The sequence below is a fragment of the uncultured Corynebacterium sp. genome (assembly GCF_937999985.1).
Classification (GTDB): Bacteria; Actinomycetota; Actinomycetes; order Mycobacteriales; family Mycobacteriaceae; genus Corynebacterium.
The window spans coordinates 23,875-41,304 of sequence record NZ_CALLDG010000052.1; the positions used below are offsets into that span (position 1 = coordinate 23,875).

Sequence of the window (17,430 nt, forward strand, 5' to 3'; positions counted from 1 at the left end):
GTTCGGGGGATTCGCGATACACTAACCTGCGTGAATTCTCAGGATCAGACTAACCGGAACCGGCGGCCCGTCAAGCCACGCAAGCGCCGCGGCATTCCGTGGTGGGCGTGGTTCTTCGTCGGCTTGATCGGCCTGGGGGGCCTCCTCTACGGAGTGGACTTGGCCATGAGTGAGGGCAAGGTGCCGCGCGGTGTGACCGTCGGTGGCGTGGACATTAGTGGTGTGGATAAGGGCCAGGCGGAGCAGCGCTTGCGCAATGACCTGGGCGAACGCACCCGCCAGCCGGTGACGGTTTTGGCAGGCAACATGAGCTCCACCATCGAGCCCGCCAAGTCCGGCATGCAGGTGGACTGGGGCGCCACGGTGGACCAGGCGGGCCAGCAACCACTGAACCCGATCACTCGCATCCGTTCCTTCTTTGAGACCCGCGAGGTGGGCATTATCTCGAAGATTACGGACGAGGGTCTGAACCGGTCCCTGAACCGCGTGGAGCGGGAGCTTACCCGCGACGCGGAAAACGCCAAGTTGTCCGTCGGTGCTGATGGCAAGGCGGATATTAAGGAGGACAAGCCGGGGCAGACCGTGGACCGCGAGCTGCTGGATACCGAGGTGAGGGAAAATTGGCTGAACACCGACGGGCGCGTGAACGTGGAGGCCATGATTACCCCGGCGGATGCGGATAAGGACGCCGCCGAGCGGGCCGCTAAGCAGTACGTAAAGCCGGCGACGGCGAAGAACCTGGTGTTCCATGGCCGTGACAAGGTCGATGGTGTGATCACCCCACAGAACTGGCACGAGATCCTGACCTTCAAGGTGGACGGCGGCGAGTTCATGCCGGAGTGGAACACGGAGAAGGCACAGGAGATCCTGAGCGAGCAGCTTTCCAGCACTGAGGTGGAGTACCGCGACGCCAGCTTCGAGTTCCACGGCGATGACATCACGGTGGTGCCTTCCAAGGACGGTGTGGAGATCAAGTGGAAGGAAACGCTGGGCGACCTGCAAGCCAAGGCGTTGGATAAGAAGAAGCGCGACCACGAGGTTGTGTACGAGGATAAGAAGGCCGAGTACACCACCGAGCAGGCGAAGAAGGCTCACTTTGACGATGTGGTGGGCACCTTCACCACCGGTGGTTTCAGCGGCCCTTCGGGTACCAACATTCGCCGCGTGGCGGAGATGGTGAATGGTGCGATTGTGCTGCCGGGGGAGACGTTCTCTCTGAACGGCCACACCGGGCCGCGCGGTACTGCGCAGGGCTTTGTGGAGTCCGGCATTATCATCGACGGCCACGCCGGTAAGGCGGTCGGCGGCGGTATTTCGCAGTTCGCAACCACGCTGTACAACGCCTCGTACTTCGCGGGCATGGAGGACGTGGAGCACACCCCGCACTCCTATTACATCTCCCGCTACCCGGCCGGTCGAGAGGCGACCGTGTACGAGGGCGCGATCGACCTGAAGTTCAAGAACCCCTTCGATACGCCCGTGCGCATCACCACGGACGTGAGTGGGGATTCCGTCACTGTACGTCTGCACGGTGTGAAGCAGGTGGATGTGGAATCCATCCCGGGTGAGCGTACGAACCCGACGTCTCCGAAGAAGATGGAATTGGACGGTGACGACTGCTCGCCGTCTTCCGGCGCGCCGGGCTTCACCATCACCGACACTCGCGTTGTGAAGGACCTGAAGGGCAAGGAGCTTTCCCGCGAGACCCAGCGCACGGTCTACGACCCGCAGCCGATTGTGAGCTGCAAGTAAGGAATAAGCTGACTGCCTCTAGCTCTGAGGTTGTGGGGCGGGGAAGTGTGCTTGATGGCATGCTCCCCGCTTTTGTTTGAGCCTTAGGGGTGTAGGGACGAGATGTGCTACCCATATAGACCTAGTGCCGGGCTACAAGCTTCAGTTCGGAGCGCCTAAAGCTGACCTTGGAGGTGGGGGTGTTAAGGCTCTATTGCCTCTCCCCTCAATTCAGCGTAGGAAGCACGTGAAAACCAAGCATCGTTTGCGCATGCAAAAAGGGGCGGGAACGAACCTTCGTTCCCGCCCCTTGATCGGCTATCAAAGCCTGGAGCTTAAAGCTCTAACAGGTCTTAGATGATGATGCCCTGGTTCTTCAGGTAGTTGCCGATAGCGATGCCCAGGCCAGCGATAGCGCCAGCAATAGCGCCGTAAGACAGAACCTTGGTCAGCACGAGCCAGCCAGGCTGCTCGGTACCCTGGGTGCTGCCCAGAGCGTCCTTACCAGTGATCTCCTGGTCGCTGTCCAGGATCTTCGGGATGGCGTTCTTATCCTTGCACGGGCCGGACAGGTTGACCTGGGTGTCGCTGTTAGCATTCTCGCAGTTGATCTCTGCATCCTGAGCGGAAGCAACAGCGGTGCCGCCCAGAGCAACGGTGGAAGCGGTGGCGATGGCCAGAGCGGCCTTGCGGAAGTTCTTCATGTTAGAAATCCTTTTCCTTGAAATCGTGTGATGAAAGAGAATTGCAGCTCTGGATTAGCCCAGGAAGCCGTTGTACTTCAGGAAGTTGTAGGCCGGAGCAACGACCAGGCCGAACACGGCAGCGGCTGCAGCAGCGATGCCGCCGCCAACCAGGAGCTTGGCCCACATGCCGAAGTCACCCTTGTCTTCTTCCTTGTACTTCGGGTCCAGCCAGTTGCGGATCTGGTCGCCAGAAGCGGACTTGTCCAGCTCCAGGCTGCCCTTCAGGCCGCCCTGCTGCTGGGAGGAGCCCGGGGTGGTGCCCTCCTCAGCAGCAGCAACGGAAACGCCGGAGATGGCAACGGTGGTAGCGGTAGCAACAGCCAGAGCTGCGTTACGGAACTTACGCATGTGAAATGCCTTTCTGTAAGTGTGAGTGGTTCGAAGTCAAGGACTACACTCAAGCTTCTCTTGGCTTCTTGGATGCCGCCCACTCTTTCATAAGAGAATCTGGCCACGAAGCTGTAGAAATGCTGGCAAGCCCTAACAAAGAGACACTCTAACAGGAATTTTGATTCAGTGGGAAGTCGGAGGCTAACTTTCCATGTGATTTGAGTCATGCAGGGGTTAGGTACTGAAATTGTTGTCAGCTCACCCACATTTACCCAGGTATATGCATATATCTATCACACCTCGGCGTGTCGCCTTGCTTATTTCGCAAGCCACCCATAAGGGGGTGCTTGGTGGCAATCCTGCGATCATGAGCTTCCCTAAAAATGAGTTTTTACACATTGTGTACTCAGGTTGTGGTGCGTGGATCTCAATCGCCGTTAACCAAACGCTGCGAACAAGATCACCTGAAGGTCACTTCCCGTTTACCTAGCAATTGTAAATTTGCCTGCTATGCGTATGACAGTGTTTGGAACCGGATACCTTGGCGCAACCCACGCCGCCTGCATGGCCGAAATGGGCCACGACGTACTCGGAGTCGATGTCGACCCGGATAAAATCCAAGCTCTCTCCGAAGGGCGCGTCCCCTTCTTCGAGCCCGGCCTGCCGGAGATCCTCACCCGCAACATCGAAGCCGGCCGCCTGCGCTTCACCACCGACTACGCCGAAGCCGCCGAGTTCGCCGACGTGCACTTCATTGGCGTGGGCACCCCGCAGCGCAAGGGCTCCTATGCCGCGGACACCACCTATGTAAATGCTGTCATCGAAACGCTCGCCCCACTAGCCAAGGGCAATCACACCATCTTTGGCAAGTCCACCGTCCCGGTCGGCACTGCGCACGAGCTGCAGCAGAAGGCGGATGAGATCGTGGCGGCGTCCCCAAACGATGCCCGAATCACCATCGCGTGGAACCCCGAGTTCCTGCGCGAAGGCCACGCGGTGAAAGACACGCTGCACCCCGACCGCATCGTCCTCGGCCTCGGCGGCGATAGCTCCAACAGCGACGACCGCGCCGAGCAGCAGCGGGTAGAGGAGCTCGCCCGCGAAATCTACGCCCCCGCACTCGAGGAAGGCACGCCCTTCCTGGTCATGGACCTGCCGACCGCGGAGCTGGTCAAGGTCTCCGCGAACGCCTTCCTGGCTACCAAAATCTCCTTCATCAACGCGGTCTCCGAGCTGTGCGAGATCGTCGGCGCGGACGTCACCGCACTCGCCGACGCGATTGGCATGGACGACCGCATCGGGCGCAAGTTCCTCGGCGCCGGCCTGGGCTTCGGCGGCGGTTGCCTGCCGAAGGATATTCGCGCGTTTATGGCGCGCGCAGGTGAGCTCGGCGCGGATCAGGCCTTGACGTTCCTTCGTGAGGTGGACGCCATCAACATGCGCCGCCGCGAGAAGACAGTAGAGCTGGCACGGCAGACGCTGGGCGGCTCCCTGATCGGCCGGAACGTGACGGTCCTCGGCGCGGCCTTCAAACCCAACAGCGACGATGTGCGCGATTCCCCGGCTTTGTCGGTGGCCGGTTCGCTGTCCCTGAGCGGTGCGAACGTCACCGTGTACGACCCGCAGGGTATGGAAAACGCCGCGAAGATCTTCCCCACGCTGACCTACGCGCCGAACGTAGAGGAAGCACTCGAAGGCGCGGAGATCGTGATCGTGGCAACCGAGTGGAAGCAGTTCCAGGAGCTCGACCCGGTAGCCGCCCGCAAGCTCGTGGCCGGGGACAACCCCACCGTGCTGGACGGCCGCAACTGCCTACCGCGCAAGGAATGGGAAGCCGCGGGCTGGAACTTCCTGGCGCTGGGGCGGGGCTAGTACACGGCTAGCTGGCTGCGCACAGCGCCACACCCGCTAGGCTATAGAGCGTGTTGCTTTCAGACCGAGACATCCGCGCCGCCATCAACTCCGGTGAGCTGACGATCGACCCCCACGACGATCAGATGGTTCAGCCATCCAGCATCGACGTGCGCCTCGACGGCCTGTTCCGCGTGTTCAATAACTCCAAGTACACGCACATCGACCCGAAGCAGCCGCAGGAGGAACTCACCACCCTGGTGGAAGTCCCTGACGACGAGGCCTTCATCCTGCACCCCGGCGAGTTCGTCTTGGGCGCGACCCTGGAATGCTTTGGGATTCCCGCCCACCTGGCCGGCCGCCTAGAGGGCAAGTCCTCCCTGGGTCGCCTGGGCCTGCTCACGCACTCCACGGCCGGGTTCATCGACCCGGGCTTCACCGGGCACATCACCCTGGAACTTTCCAACACCGCCAACCTGCCCATCGCCCTCTACCCGGGCATGAAGATCGGCCAGCTGGCACTATTCACCATGACCAGCCCGGCGGAAGCCCCCTACGGCAGCGGCGCCCTGGGGTCCAAGTACCAGGGGCAGCGCGGCCCGACCCCCTCCAAGGCCTACCTGAACTTCCAGAACTAGCTGGGGCGCGAGGTGGCGTCGCCAAGAAAAACAGCAACAGCTACTGCCGGTAGCTAGCCAGGAAGTTACCCAAGCGCTCGATCGCGGCGCGCAGATCCCGGGCCCACGGCAGAGTGACCACGCGGAAGTGGTCCGGGGTCGGCCAGTTAAAGCCCGTGCCCTGCACCAGGTGGATCTTCTCCGAACGCAGAAGGTCGAACATGAACTGCTCGTCATCGTGAATCTCGTGCACATTCGGATCCAGGCGCGGGAAGGCATACAGCGCACCCATCGGCTTCACACAGCTTACGCCCGGGATCTCGTTCAGTGCCTCGTAAGCGGCGTTGCGCTGCTCCAGCAGGCGCCCACCAGGCAGCACCAGATCGTCGATGGACTGGCGGCCAGAAATAGCCACCTGGATCGCATGCTGCGCCGGCACATTCGGGCACAGGCGCGTACCAGCCAGCACATTCACGCCCTCGATGAAGCCCTTTGCGTGCCCCTTCGGGCCGGTAATCACCATCCAGCCGGAACGGTAGCCCGCCACGCGGTACGCCTTCGACAGGCCGTTGTAGGTGATGCACAGCAGGTCCGGGCACAGGGAAGCAATGTTGATGTGCTGAGCGCCGTCGTACAGAATCTTGTCGTAGATCTCGTCGGCCAGGATCAGCAGGGAGTGCTCGCGCGCGACGTCCACGATCTGCTGCAGGATCTCGCGAGAGTACACCGCGCCCGTCGGGTTATTCGGGTTGATAACCACGATGGCCTTCGTGCGCTCCGTGACCTTCGCCTTGATGTCCTCGATGGAGGGCATCCAGTCGTTTTCCTCGTCGCACAGGTAGTGCACGGGGCGGCCGCCGGCCAGGGAGGTGGAGGCGGTCCACAGCGGGTAGTCCGGGGAGGGGATCAGCACCTCGTCACCGTCGTTGAGCAGCGCCTGCATCGTCATGGTGATCAGCTCGGATACACCATTGCCCAGGTAGACATCCTCGACGTCGAACTGGGGGAAGCCCGGGATGACCTCGTAGCGGGAGACGATCGCGCGGCGGGCGCTGATGATGCCCTTCGACGTGGAGTAGCCCTGCGCCGTCGGCAGCGCGGCGATCATGTCGCGCATGATCACATCCGGCGCCTCGAAGCCGAATACCGCGGGGTTGCCCGTGTTGAGCTTCAGGATGCGGTGCCCGTCGGCCTCCATCCGCTCCGCCTCGGTGTTCACCGGGCCGCGAATTTCGTAGAGGACGTTTTGCAGCTTCGTCGATTGATCCAGCGTGCGCAGTTCGCTTGGGCGTTTGGGGGTACTCATTCTCCCCATTGTGCCATTGTGGCTACTATTTTTATAGTTTTTATTGACGCCCCCTCGCGGTTCGACCGGCCGAGGTGTGGCTGTCGGGTGGACTAGTCGTCGTCCGGGTCGGCGTTGTCGTCGGGATCCGTGGCGCCATTGTCAGGGCCGTTGCCAGCGCCATTGCCGTTGCCGTTTCCGTTGTTTCCGGTGCCGGGGGAGGGGTTGCCGCCGGCGTCTCCGCCGATGCCGCCGGGGCGAGGGGTGCCACGGTTGGGGTGGCTGGGGCGAGGCTCGTTTTCGCGTGGCGGGCGAGAGGGCTTCGTGCTGCTAGACGGCTCGGAGCTTTCGGATTCGGATTCGGACTCGGTGGGGGTTTCTTCTTCTGGCTGCACGGGCTGCTGAGGCGCGTAATAATCCTGGTAGCCGCCACCGTAGCCGGAACCTGCGTCTGGGGTCGGCGGCGTATCGTCGGCATCGTACTTTCCGGTGGTGGTGGGCTTCGGGTACGAGGGCTTCAGCTGCTCAGTGTTGCTAGAGCTTCCGGGGGCGCCGGTTTCCGTGGAGCGCATGGCGGTGAAGGCGCCGACGGCGACGATGATGGTGGCGATCAGCCCCAGGGTGAGCACCCAAGCCCAGAAGGGCATGATTCCGAAGAACTTTCGGAGGCCGGACTTCGGCTTTTCTTCTTCCAGCTCGTCGGGGTTTTCCGGGTCCTCTGGGGCGTCCGGAGCCTTGGGGTTCTCCGTGTTGGCGGAGTTACCGGCCGCGCCCGAGGCTTCGCCAGCTGCCATGCCACCAGCAGCCGTGCTACCGGTCGCGCTACCGGCCGCCGCGCCACCAGCGTTCAGGTCAGAGTCGCTGACAGCTTTCATCACGGAGGTTTCTTCAGCGTCGCTGACGGACTTCCCCGAGTTGAGGGGGTTGTTCTTGTCGTTCGAATCAGCGTCAGTCATGGAAACCTACCTCTATCTGTGGGCGTGAGGCTTGTGTGCGCGGGCTCTTTCTATGAGATTTCATTCTAGGATATTGCGCGCCACGGGTACATTCCCAGCCCCGGGATTGACTGGCGGGCGGATGTCCCAAATCTTCCACGCTGTTTTTATAACTATTCCATGTGTGCAGGTCAAAGAGTTTTGACGGTTCCGTCATTTCAGTGAAAAACGTCGAAAATGGAAGATTTGGGACATCGCGCTGGCGGCGAAAGCAATAGCGGCGGCAGATCCAGCGTTCAGCTGGACCCGCCGCCGCTAATCAGCGTGCGAGCTAATCGCCTTTACTGTGCACCTGGTGCGCCGGGAGCACCCGGAGCGCCGGGGACGATGTTGGTCAGCTTAATCGGACCACCATCGTTGGTTGGCTGTGCCGGCTGTGCCGGCTGTGCCGGTTGTGCTGGCTGAGCCGGAGCTTCCTCTGCCGGGGTCTCTTTGGCCTGTTCAGCTTCAGCCTGCTTGGCCTCAGTCTGCTCAACTTCGGTCTGTGTCTCCTCGGCGGGAGCCTCTTCCTCAGCAGGTGCTTCGGCCGGAGCCTCAGCCTGCTGATCCTTTGCCGGAGCTGCCGGGGCAGCAGCTGCAGCCGCTGCTGCCGGAGCTGCCGGGGCTGCAGGAGCCGGTGCACCCGGTGCACCCGGAGTGGTAGCTGTCAGCTTGATCGGACCGCCATCCTGTGCGGGCTGAGCCGCCGGGGCTGCCTGCTCTGCCGGTGCGGCCGGTGCGGTTGGAGCTGCCGGAGCGGCCTGCGGAGCCTCAGCGGACTCAGTCTCAGTCTCTGCCGGTGCGGCTTCCTGTGCCTCTGCCTGGTCCGAGTCGTCGGAAGCTGCGGCGGCAGCGGCGCCAGCGCCAGCTGCAGCGGCACCTGCACCAGCGGCGGCAGCCGGAGCTGCGGCCGGGGCGGCAGGAGCACCCGGAGCGCCCGGGGCACCCGGAGCAGTGGCGTTCAGCTTGATCGGGCCACCATCCTGAGCCGGCTGTGCAGCCGGTGCCGCCGGAGCGGCCTGCTCAGCCTTCGGAGCCTCTGCAGACTTGTTGGACTCAGCAGCCGGAGCACCCGGAGCTGCAGGTGCGCCGCCAGCCTTCGGTGCTTCCTGAGTGTCTTCAGACTTTGGTGCAGCAGGTGCACCCGGAGCAGCCGGAGCACCCGGAGCTGCAGGAGCACCCGGGGCAGCCGGGGCACCAGCGGAAGGTGCCGACGGAGCAGCAGGTGCGCCCGGGGCTGCTGGAGCACCCGGGGCTGCAGGTGCGCCGCCAGCCTTCGGCGCTTCCTGAGTGCCTTCAGACTTCGGTGCGGCAGGAGTAGCAGGAGCACCCGGAGCTGCCGGAGCACCCGGGGCAGCCGGAGCGCCAGCGGAAGGTGCGGAAGGTGCCGACGGAGCAGATGGTGCAGCAGGAGCGCCAGCGGAAGGTGCGGAAGGCGCAGCCGGAGCACTCGGGGCAGCCGCAGCAGCACCCGCCGCGGCAGCGCCGCCAGCAGCAGCCGCGCCGCCAGCGGCGGCAGCTTCCTTCTTCTTCTTGGCCTCTTCAGCCTTGCGCTTCTTTTCCTCGGCAGCCTTCTTCTTGGCTTCCTCCTCGGCCTTGCGCTCGGCTTCCTCGCGGGCCAGCTTCTCCTCGTCTACCCAGCCACGCTCAGGCGCAACCAGGAACTCCGGAGACTTCGGTGCAGGCAGCTCGCCGTCGACCAGGACGGACTCGCGGAACATTTGGGCGATATCCAGAACCTGGGTGCGGTCCTGCTTGTTTTCGATGTCGGCCTGACGGTTGTTCACACCGTCGGTCATCATAGTCTTACAGAACGGGCAGCCGATGGCGATGGCGTCCGAGCCGGTGGCCAGAGCTTCGTCCGTACGGTTCAGGTTGATGCGCTCGCCCAGATCCTCTTCCATCCACATGCGGGCACCACCGGCACCACAGCAGAAGCCGGTATTGCGGTTACGCTCCATCTCCACCAGGTTGGCGCCGGAAGCGCCGATCAGCTCACGGGGAGCTTCGAAGACCTTGTTGTGGCGGCCCAGGAAGCAAGGATCGTGGTAGGTGACTTGACGGCCGTTCTGCGGTGCAGATACCGGCTCCAGGCGCCCCTCGCGGATCAGCTTGTTCAGCAGCTGGGTGTGGTGGACTACCTGGTAGTTACCGCCCAGCTCCGGGTACTCGTTGCGCAGGGTGTTGAAGCAGTGCGCACAGGTCACAACGATCTTGCGCTGCTTCGGTGGCACGCCCTCGAAGGCGTTGTCCAGGATCTCGATGTTTTGCTCTGCCAGCATCTGGAAGAGGAACTCGTTACCGGCACGGCGGGCGGAGTCACCAGTACAGCCCTCGCCCTCGCCCAGCACGGCGTACTTCACGCCAGCGGTGTACAGCAGGTCGGCAACAGCGCGGGTGGTCTTCACCGCGTTGTCGTCGTACACGCCAGCACAGCCAACCCAGAACAGGTACTCGGTGTCGTCGAAGTTCTCGATGTCTTCGCCGAAGACCGGCACCTCGATGCCGTCTTCCTTGGCCTTCTCAATCCAGTCGGAGCGCTTGTTGTTGTTCTGGCCCCACGGGTTGCCCTTGGTCTCCAGGTTCTTGAACAGGCCACCCAGCTCGGTCGGGAAGTCAGACTCAACCAGCACCTGGTAACGGCGCATGTCGACGATGTGGTCGATGTGCTCGATGTCCACCGGGCACTGCTCCACACAGGCACCACAGTTGGTGCAAGACCACAGAACGTCGGGGTCGATAACGCCCATCTCGCCCGCAGCGACCAGCTGCAGCAACGGCATGTCCGCGTGGGCGTCAACAGAAGGATCGTCCAGAACGGCAGTGTCGGCACCGTCGCCGGAGAACATGCCACCTGCGTGGGCCTCGTCCTTACGGGCGGCCTTCAGGTACGGCGCGGACTCGATGGCGTGGTCACGCAGGTTGGTGATCAGCAGCTTCGGGCTCAGCGGCTTCGCGGTGTTCCAAGCCGGGCACTGCTCCTGGCAGCGGCCACACTCGGTACACGAGGTGAAGTCCATCCAGCCCTTCCAGGTGAAGTCGTCGATCTTGCCAACGCCGATCGAGTCTTCCTCCGGGTCTGCGTTTTCCATGGTCAGCATGCGGCCACCGGAGGTCAGCGGCTTCGCTGCACCTAGTGCGTTGCGGCCGTCGGCGTTGCGCTTCAGGAAGATGTTGAAGAACGCCATGAAGCGGTGCCAGGCAACGCCCCACTTGATGTTCATGCCGACGATGAACAGCCAGATCATGCCGGACAGCAGCTTGATCAGCGCGAAGATGGAGACCAGCAGCGGGGATTCCGGCAGGATCTTGGCCAGCTGCATGGTGAAGAAGTCGGTGGCCGCGTGGCCGCCCTCGTAGCTGGCGAAGGTGGCGATCTTGGATGCCTTCACGAATATCATGCCCAGGCCCTCGATCAGCACGACGGCCTCAACGAAGTAAGCCGCGCCGGAGTTGGAGCCGTAGAAGCGGGCCTTCTTGTCCTTGTCGCCGATCTTCTGGCGAATGATGATCAGCGTGATAATACCGATGACGGTGCCCAGGCCCAGCAGCTCGTCCACGAAGTGGTAAACGGCCCAGTCACCGATGATGGGCCAGCCGCCTTCGGGGTTGAAGATCTGAATGTAGGCCTCGAACCACACCATGGCTCCCAGCAGGAAGCCGACCATGACGAGCCAGTGGGCGATTGCCACGCCTGGCTTCTTGGCCATCTTGGTGTGACCGATGATCTCCTTGATCAGGTTCATCAGTCGGCCAGCGGGGTTATCTGTCCTCTTCAGCGCCGGTTGGCCCAGTCGGATCGTGGTAAAGATCTGCGCCGCGCCGCGGATGAAGAACACCCAGGCGGGGAGGGATAGCAGTGCGCCAATGATGCCCAGTGGGACGGTGATGCCCCAGGGGATATCGGATGACGTCGCCTGCCCTGCTGCCAGCAGGTACATGTGAAGCTCCTCGCAAGTCCAGTTATGTATGAAGTAATTACTTACTGGGGCAGATTAGCAGGGAGTGGGGCTATTTTTGAACTTTTCTAAATCCGGGTTGACCTGGGGTGGAGCTGGTGTTGACCTGCCGAAATAGGCAACATTTGTGTTGTTTAAATGCGGCTGGCGATCCCGATCTGCTCGCGTCGCGCAGCCTTACCTGCGCGGGTGTTACCGAGGTGGTACATGTGTTGCTCACCACGCGCGACGTTGAGGGTAGCGGTGAGTCCTTGTTCCTTTATTGTTGACGCCCACTCCTCCACGTCTGGCAGTGAAATATCGCGGTCGCCACAGTAAAGCACGACCTCGGATCCTCTGAAAGCTGCCCGGAGCTGGTCGGCAGTGAGGTGCAGCGGGCTCACCCGCGGGTCCTCCGTGGAGACCTCGCCCGCCCACAGTGCGCCCTGGCGGCGCAGCTGCACGGGGTTGAGAATTGCATCTTTCGGCTCGAACTCAGGGATGTGCGGGTTGGCTAGGTCCATGTCCAGCCACGGGGCATTCAGGATGAGGCGCGCTGGCGGTTCCAGCTGTTGGGTGTGCTCGGGGGTAGCGGCGAGGGCAGACAATGCCAGCCCACCGCCCGCTGAATCCCCAATAATGGTGATGTTTTTGGCACCATGTTCCGCCACCAGCTGCTCATAGCAGTGGCGGATAAGCGGCAGCGCCTCCGTGTGGTTGTGTTCGGGCAGTAGGCCGTAGAGGGGGATGTCCACCCGCACGCCCGCGTCCGCCAGCTGGGCGACGAAGTCCCAGTTGCGTTGCTTGATCGGGTTCACAAACCCGCCGGGCAGTACGTACAGCACGGCCTTCGTTGCCGCCTGTGCGGGGGAGAGCTCCTTAATTGCTGTGGTGTGCGGGTCGTAATTTCCCGTGTCGCCCGCGCCTCCAAACTCCATGGGGGCCACCGAGTAGACCGTGAATTCGCTGGAATCGCCCTCCGTCCGTTCACTGACGGCAAAGTGTTGGCGCAGGGAATGTGGCGGTTCGGCTGGGGCGGGAGGGGTGGAGGAGGTGGCGTCATTACCCGTTCCGGAAGAACGGCCAACCAGGCGTTTGAGGAAAGACATGGGCACAATTCTAGCTTTTTTAAAAAAAGTTGAGCGAAGTGGGAACAACTTTGAGCAGGTATGAGTTGTAGGGGATGTGAGCAAGTTGAGTGGGTTAAACTCAAGTCAGCTTGACTAGACGCGAAAAACGCGGATACTGGTTGGCAGAGACGGGCGAAGTTGAGTCCGCTCGACTAAGGCTCGATAGATTTTATTCGCCCCAGAAGCAATAGGAGGAACTGATATGGGACGCGCAGTAGGAATTGACTTGGGCACCACCAACTCTGTGGTGTCTGTTCTGGAAGGCGGCGAGGCAAAGGTCATCGCCAACTCCGAGGGATCCCGTACCACCCCGTCCATCGTGGCTTTCGCCAAGAACGGCGAGGTGCTGGTTGGCCAGTCCGCCAAGAACCAGGCGGTAGCCAACGTGGATCGCACCATCCGCTCCGTCAAGCGCCACATGGGCACGGACTGGAAGGTCTCCATCGACGACAAGGAGTACACCGCTCCGGAGATCTCCGCCCGCACCCTGCAGAAGCTGAAGAGGGACGCGGAGAGCTACCTGGGTGAGGACGTAACCGACGCAGTCATTACCGTCCCCGCCTACTTCAACGACGCACAGCGCCAGGCAACCAAGGATGCCGGCCAGATCGCCGGCCTGAACGTCCTGCGCATCGTCAACGAGCCGACCGCAGCCGCCCTGGCTTACGGCCTGGAGAAGGGTGACAAGGAGCAGACCATCCTGGTATTCGACCTGGGTGGCGGCACCTTCGACGTCTCCCTGCTGGAGATCGGCGACGGCGTGGTTGAGGTTCGCGCAACTGCCGGCGACAACGAGCTGGGCGGCGACGACTGGGATCAGCGCATCGTCGACTGGCTGGCCGACAAGTTCAAGGCAAGCCACGGCGTGGACCTGACCAAGGACAAGATGGCCCTGCAGCGCCTGCGCGAGGCAGCGGAGAAGGCCAAGATCGAGCTGTCCAGCTCCCAGCAGGCCTCCATCAACCTGCCGTACATCACGGTGGACGAGGATAAGAACCCGCTGTTCCTGGACGAGACCCTGACCCGCACCGAGTTCCAGAAGATCACCCAGGATCTGCTGGACCGCACCAAGACCCCGTTCCAGGCAGTGCTGAAGGACGCGGAAGTCAGCGTGGACGAGATCGACCACGTCGTGCTGGTCGGCGGCTCCACCCGCATGGTTGCTGTCTCCGAGCTGGTCACCGAGCTGACCAACGGCAAGGAGCCCAACAAGGGCGTAAACCCGGACGAGGTTGTGGCCGTGGGTGCTGCCCTGCAGGCCGGTGTGTTGCGCGGCGAGGTTAAGGACGTGCTGCTGCTGGACGTCACCCCGCTGTCCCTGGGTATCGAGACCAAGGGTGGCGTGATGACCAAGCTGATCGAGCGCAACACCACCATCCCGACCAAGCGTTCCGAGACCTTCACCACCGCTGAGGACAGCCAGCCCAGCGTGCAGATCCAGGTCTTCCAGGGCGAGCGCGAGATGGCTGCGCACAACAAGCTGCTCGGCTCCTTCGAGCTGGCGGGCATCGCTCCGGCACCGCGCGGCGTTCCGCAGATCGAGGTCACCTTCGATATTGACGCCAACGGCATCGTCTCCGTCTCTGCAAAGGACAAGGCCACCGGCAAGGAGAACACGATCAAGATCCAGGACGGCTCCGGCCTATCCCAGGAGGAGATCGACCGCATGGTCAAGGATGCCGAGACCCACGCGGAAGAGGACAAGAAGCGCCGCGAGGAGCAGGAAGTCCGCAACTCCGCAGAGTCCATGGCATACCAGACCCGCAAGTTCGTCGAGGACAACAAGGAGAAGGTCAACGAGGACACCCAGAACAAGGTCGAGGAAGCAGCCAAGGCTGTTGACGAGGCTTTGAAGGGTGACGACATCGAGGCCATCAAGGATGCGGTGGAGAAGCTGAACGCTGAGTCTCAGGAGATGGGCAAGGCCATCTACGAGGCTGAGGCAGCCGCCGGCGCCGAGGGCGCTGGTGCTGGTGCGGACGCAGGCTCCGCCGCAAACGATGACCCGAACGTTGTGGACGCCGAGGTTGTCGACGAGGACACTTCCGCAGAGGATGATAAGAAGTAATGGCTGAAGATCTGAATCAAGACCCGGGCGCCCCGGAGAACACCGACCCGGAGGCAACCTCGGCCGAAAGTGCCGAAGCTGCCGCCGCGGAAGCTGCTGAGGCGCAGGGTGTCGACGAGGGTCTGGCCGATGCTGAAGCCGCTGCGGCTGATGCTGAGGGCGTCAATATCGACGAAGCCGAAGTTGCCGAGGTGACGGCCGAGGTAGACAACAGCATCGAGGCCGAGCTGGCCGAACGCACCGAGGACCTACAGCGCGTGACGGCGGAGTACACCAACTACCGCCGCCGCGTGGAGCGTGACCGCGCAAGCGTGATCACCGGCGCGAAGGCCGAGGTGGCCGCCGAGCTGCTGCCGATCCTAGACGACCTGGAGATGGCAGAGCAGCACGGCGACCTGACCGGGCCGCTGAAGTCCATGTCGGACAAGCTGCAGTCTGTGATGGCATCCATGAAGGTGGAGAAGTTCGGCGAGGAAGGCGACGAGTTCGACCCGAACTGCCACGAGGCCGTGCAGGACACGAGCAGTGGCGACGACAAGGTGCTGGCTACCATCCTCCGCCGCGGCTACCGCCTGGGCGACCGCGTGCTGCGCAACGCGATGGTCATCATTGGTGATCCGCAGTAGTTAGATCCGGAGAGCTCCACGGCTTTTGCTGTGGAGCTCTCTTTTTTGTGTGGTGGGGTGTGGTGAGCCGGTCGGGAAAAGGGGCAGAATGGGTGGTGGAAAGATCTGCACAGCTAGTTAAGGAGCGCAAATGAAGGCAATGAAGGCTTTGTACTGGGCCGCCGTTTTCTACCTCGCCTTGGGTTTGGCTGCTGGTGTGTTCTATCGCGAATTTACGCGGGTTAACGAATTTCCAGAAGGGGGCTTTACGCAGCTGAGCGTGGTGCATACCCACCTGCTCGCGCTCGGGTTCATCATGTTCTTGGTTTTCCTGGCGCTGGAGAAGCTCTTCGGGCTTTCGCGAAATCGGAAGCCCTTCCTGGCGTTCTACTGGCTGTACAACGCCGGCATCCTGACCACCGTCGCAATGATGATCTGGCACGGCAGCCTAACTGTGCTGGGCAAGGAATCCAATGCGATGATCTCGGGCATCGCTGGCTTGGGGCACATCTGCATCACCGTGGGGCTGGTGGTGTTTGTGGTGTTGCTCGGGGGTGCAATTAAGGAGTCGCAGGCTGACGCTTCCTAGAGTGTTGGGGCTGGGGTCTAGGTCGCTCAGGCCTGGTGTTTAGAACAGGTGTTCGATTATTTAAGTTTTTCTTGGAGGGGTTGTCCGGGTCGTTTTCTATGCTGATCGCGTACGGAAAACCACGGGACACGAGCCACGCCGCACTGGGGACTCCATCATCGAAGGGGAATGATGTTTGATCAGCCCACACCACCCGACAGACCACCGCAAGACCCACCGCAGAACCAACCGCAAGACCAACCACAGGGGCCGTTCTGGAAAGTTACCGACCCCACCGACCCGATGAGCGCAGCAATCTGCGACATCAACCGCAACCACGCGCGCCTCGCCCTGGCGTGCACACCTCGCGACGACGAATGCATCACCGACGTGACCACCCGCCTGGGTGTCCGCCTGGGCCTCCCGGAGTTCCGAGTGATCCAGCTCGTCGACGTCGGAACTACCTTCCGCCGCTTCCCATCGCTAGTGGAGCTGGCGGAAACCGGGGCTTACTCTATCGAGCTGTGGCGGATCGTCGCTCATAGCCTTGTTGCTGTTAGCGACGCCCACATCTCCGCCGTAGAAGCCGATGTCTACACTGCACTCTCGCCCATTCGGCCTAACCAGGCGATGCTGGGGCAGAGCACGATCCGCCAACGCCTGAAGAAGATCGTCATGGATCACGAGCCTTTGGCCTGCCCAATCGATCCCGCCGAACTGACTTCGCCAGCGGGCGACGGTGCGGAAGTCTCAGATGGTGCAGACGGTACCGATGGCGCAGACGGCACGGGTTCGGACGTAGAGGGCGTCAGTACCGAAGACCTGGCCGTCCTCGGCGCCGCAACGCGGCTAGCTATCGACGACCGGCCGGCCGACTACACCGAGTTCTACCTGACCCTTCCGAAGCTGGAGGCGCTGGAGCTGATTCAGGCGCTCGACAGCGTGAGGAACAAGCAGAATTGTTCCAGGGTGCGGGCGCTTTTGAGCCTGGTGCGGGGGAGTGCGACCGCGGAGGTGAACCTCAACCTGTACCGCCAGGTGGACGCTCCGGAGGCGCAGATTTGGGCGGCCGGCAGCTGGCTCAACGCGCTGGCCACGAAGGAGTGGATGGAGCGGGTGACCCACCTGCAGGCTCCGGGGAAGGCCGCTACCGCCGGCTATACCCCGACGCCCCTCATCCGCGCGAGCGTGGAAGGCCGGGATGGTACCTGCCGCTTCCCGGGTTGCGACACCCCAGCGCACAAATGCCAGCTAGACCACGTCAAACGCTTCGTGCATGGCAGCTCGAACGGCGGGCCGGGCAGCAGCTCGAACGGCGGGCCGACGGACACCTCAAACCTCCACTGCCTCTGCGCCAAACACCACAATGCGAAAACGACGGGAGCCTGGGATGTGACAATCAACCCCGACGGGGAGGAAACCTGGACAAGCTTCGGAGACGGCCACACGGTGATCACCACGCCAAACGGCCCGCTGGGAAGAATCACCTTCCGGCACCGAGCAGTGAAGCGAGCGCGGAAGGTGGTGGAGCACAACCAAAGGAAGCAGAAGCGCAACCTGGAAGACGAGCCGCCGTTCTAGCGACAG

The 17,430-nt window shown here is 62.4% G+C and carries 13 protein-coding genes; 7 read left to right on the forward strand and 6 right to left on the reverse strand.

Annotated elements, in window-relative coordinates; all coding sequences use genetic code 11:
* Positions 1 to 30 precede the first annotated feature (30 nt).
* Positions 31 to 1,752: a VanW family protein gene (locus Q0331_RS02245; RefSeq protein ID WP_298074486.1), complete on the forward strand. Its 1,722-nt coding sequence runs from the start codon at positions 31 to 33 to the stop codon at positions 1,750 to 1,752.
* Positions 1,753 to 2,084: 332 nt separating this feature from the next.
* Here the strand turns inward: Q0331_RS02245 and Q0331_RS02250 are convergent, their stop codons facing one another.
* Both Q0331_RS02250 and Q0331_RS02255 read right to left on the reverse strand, forming a co-directional pair.
* The gene (locus Q0331_RS02250) at positions 2,085 to 2,435 is read right to left on the reverse strand and encodes a hypothetical protein (RefSeq protein ID WP_298074488.1); all 351 of its coding nucleotides are present in this window, start codon (positions 2,433 to 2,435) and stop codon (positions 2,085 to 2,087) included.
* 54 nt (positions 2,436 to 2,489) lie between these two features.
* Complete coding sequence (locus Q0331_RS02255; protein ID WP_298074490.1) at positions 2,490 to 2,825, reverse strand: hypothetical protein; 336 nt, start codon at positions 2,823 to 2,825, stop codon at positions 2,490 to 2,492.
* Between the two features lie 492 nt (positions 2,826 to 3,317).
* Between Q0331_RS02255 and Q0331_RS02260 the strand changes: the two genes are divergently transcribed.
* Both Q0331_RS02260 and dcd read left to right on the forward strand, forming a co-directional pair.
* Complete coding sequence (locus tag Q0331_RS02260) at positions 3,318 to 4,679, forward strand: UDP-glucose/GDP-mannose dehydrogenase family protein (RefSeq protein ID WP_298074492.1); 1,362 nt, start codon at positions 3,318 to 3,320, stop codon at positions 4,677 to 4,679.
* A gap of 50 nt (positions 4,680 to 4,729) precedes the next feature.
* Positions 4,730 to 5,296, forward strand: a complete 567-nt coding sequence (gene dcd / locus Q0331_RS02265; protein WP_034984458.1) for a dCTP deaminase — start codon at positions 4,730 to 4,732, stop codon at positions 5,294 to 5,296.
* 40 nt (positions 5,297 to 5,336) lie between these two features.
* On the opposite strand, the gene Q0331_RS02270 is transcribed toward dcd, so the two are convergent.
* From Q0331_RS02270 to Q0331_RS02285, 4 genes are all read right to left on the reverse strand, one after another.
* The gene (locus Q0331_RS02270) at positions 5,337 to 6,581 is read right to left on the reverse strand and encodes a pyridoxal phosphate-dependent aminotransferase (RefSeq protein ID WP_298074495.1); all 1,245 of its coding nucleotides are present in this window, start codon (positions 6,579 to 6,581) and stop codon (positions 5,337 to 5,339) included.
* 92 nt (positions 6,582 to 6,673) lie between these two features.
* The gene (locus Q0331_RS02275; RefSeq protein WP_298074497.1) at positions 6,674 to 7,516 is read right to left on the reverse strand and encodes a hypothetical protein; all 843 of its coding nucleotides are present in this window, start codon (positions 7,514 to 7,516) and stop codon (positions 6,674 to 6,676) included.
* Between the two features lie 320 nt (positions 7,517 to 7,836).
* Positions 7,837 to 11,475: a (Fe-S)-binding protein gene (locus tag Q0331_RS02280; protein ID WP_298074499.1), complete on the reverse strand. Its 3,639-nt coding sequence runs from the start codon at positions 11,473 to 11,475 to the stop codon at positions 7,837 to 7,839.
* 152 nt (positions 11,476 to 11,627) lie between these two features.
* The gene (locus Q0331_RS02285) at positions 11,628 to 12,581 is read right to left on the reverse strand and encodes an alpha/beta hydrolase fold domain-containing protein (protein ID WP_298074501.1); all 954 of its coding nucleotides are present in this window, start codon (positions 12,579 to 12,581) and stop codon (positions 11,628 to 11,630) included.
* Between the two features lie 223 nt (positions 12,582 to 12,804).
* On the opposite strand from Q0331_RS02285, the gene dnaK reads away from it, so the two are divergent.
* The 4 genes from dnaK to Q0331_RS02305 all read left to right on the forward strand — a co-directional run bounded on the left by dnaK (position 12,805) and on the right by Q0331_RS02305 (position 17,424).
* Positions 12,805 to 14,670: a molecular chaperone DnaK gene (dnaK, locus tag Q0331_RS02290; protein ID WP_298074503.1), complete on the forward strand. Its 1,866-nt coding sequence runs from the start codon at positions 12,805 to 12,807 to the stop codon at positions 14,668 to 14,670.
* Positions 14,670 to 15,296 carry a nucleotide exchange factor GrpE gene (grpE, locus tag Q0331_RS02295; RefSeq protein ID WP_111711743.1) on the forward strand — a complete coding sequence of 209 codons (627 nt, stop codon included), beginning with the start codon at positions 14,670 to 14,672 and terminating at the stop codon, positions 15,294 to 15,296. The genes dnaK and grpE overlap by 1 nt, the downstream gene beginning before the upstream one ends.
* Before the next feature lie 130 nt (positions 15,297 to 15,426).
* Complete coding sequence (locus tag Q0331_RS02300) at positions 15,427 to 15,864, forward strand: DUF2871 domain-containing protein (protein WP_367274950.1); 438 nt, start codon at positions 15,427 to 15,429, stop codon at positions 15,862 to 15,864.
* Between the two features lie 282 nt (positions 15,865 to 16,146).
* Positions 16,147 to 17,424 (forward strand): HNH endonuclease signature motif containing protein, encoded by a 1,278-nt coding sequence (locus Q0331_RS02305; protein ID WP_298074515.1) that lies wholly within the window; start codon positions 16,147 to 16,149, stop codon positions 17,422 to 17,424.
* Positions 17,425 to 17,430: the final 6 nt, after the last annotated feature.

Bases quoted from the DNA above. Each gene is read 5' to 3' on its own strand.
- Q0331_RS02300 (WP_367274950.1), top strand. From the start codon at position 15,427: ATGAAGGCAATGAAGGCTTTGTACTGGGCCGCCGTTTTCTACCTCGCC.
- Q0331_RS02280 (WP_298074499.1), bottom strand. From the start codon at position 11,475: ATGTACCTGCTGGCAGCAGGGCAGGCGACGTCATCCGATATCCCCTGG.
- Q0331_RS02260 (WP_298074492.1), top strand. From the start codon at position 3,318: ATGCGTATGACAGTGTTTGGAACCGGATACCTTGGCGCAACCCACGCC.
- grpE (WP_111711743.1), top strand. From the start codon at position 14,670: ATGGCTGAAGATCTGAATCAAGACCCGGGCGCCCCGGAGAACACCGAC.
- Q0331_RS02305 (WP_298074515.1), top strand. From the start codon at position 16,147: ATGAGCGCAGCAATCTGCGACATCAACCGCAACCACGCGCGCCTCGCC.
- Q0331_RS02255 (WP_298074490.1), bottom strand. From the start codon at position 2,825: ATGCGTAAGTTCCGTAACGCAGCTCTGGCTGTTGCTACCGCTACCACC.
- Q0331_RS02250 (WP_298074488.1), bottom strand. From the start codon at position 2,435: ATGAAGAACTTCCGCAAGGCCGCTCTGGCCATCGCCACCGCTTCCACC.
- Q0331_RS02285 (WP_298074501.1), bottom strand. From the start codon at position 12,581: ATGTCTTTCCTCAAACGCCTGGTTGGCCGTTCTTCCGGAACGGGTAAT.
- Q0331_RS02270 (WP_298074495.1), bottom strand. From the start codon at position 6,581: ATGAGTACCCCCAAACGCCCAAGCGAACTGCGCACGCTGGATCAATCG.
- dnaK (WP_298074503.1), top strand. From the start codon at position 12,805: ATGGGACGCGCAGTAGGAATTGACTTGGGCACCACCAACTCTGTGGTG.
- Q0331_RS02275 (WP_298074497.1), bottom strand. From the start codon at position 7,516: ATGACTGACGCTGATTCGAACGACAAGAACAACCCCCTCAACTCGGGG.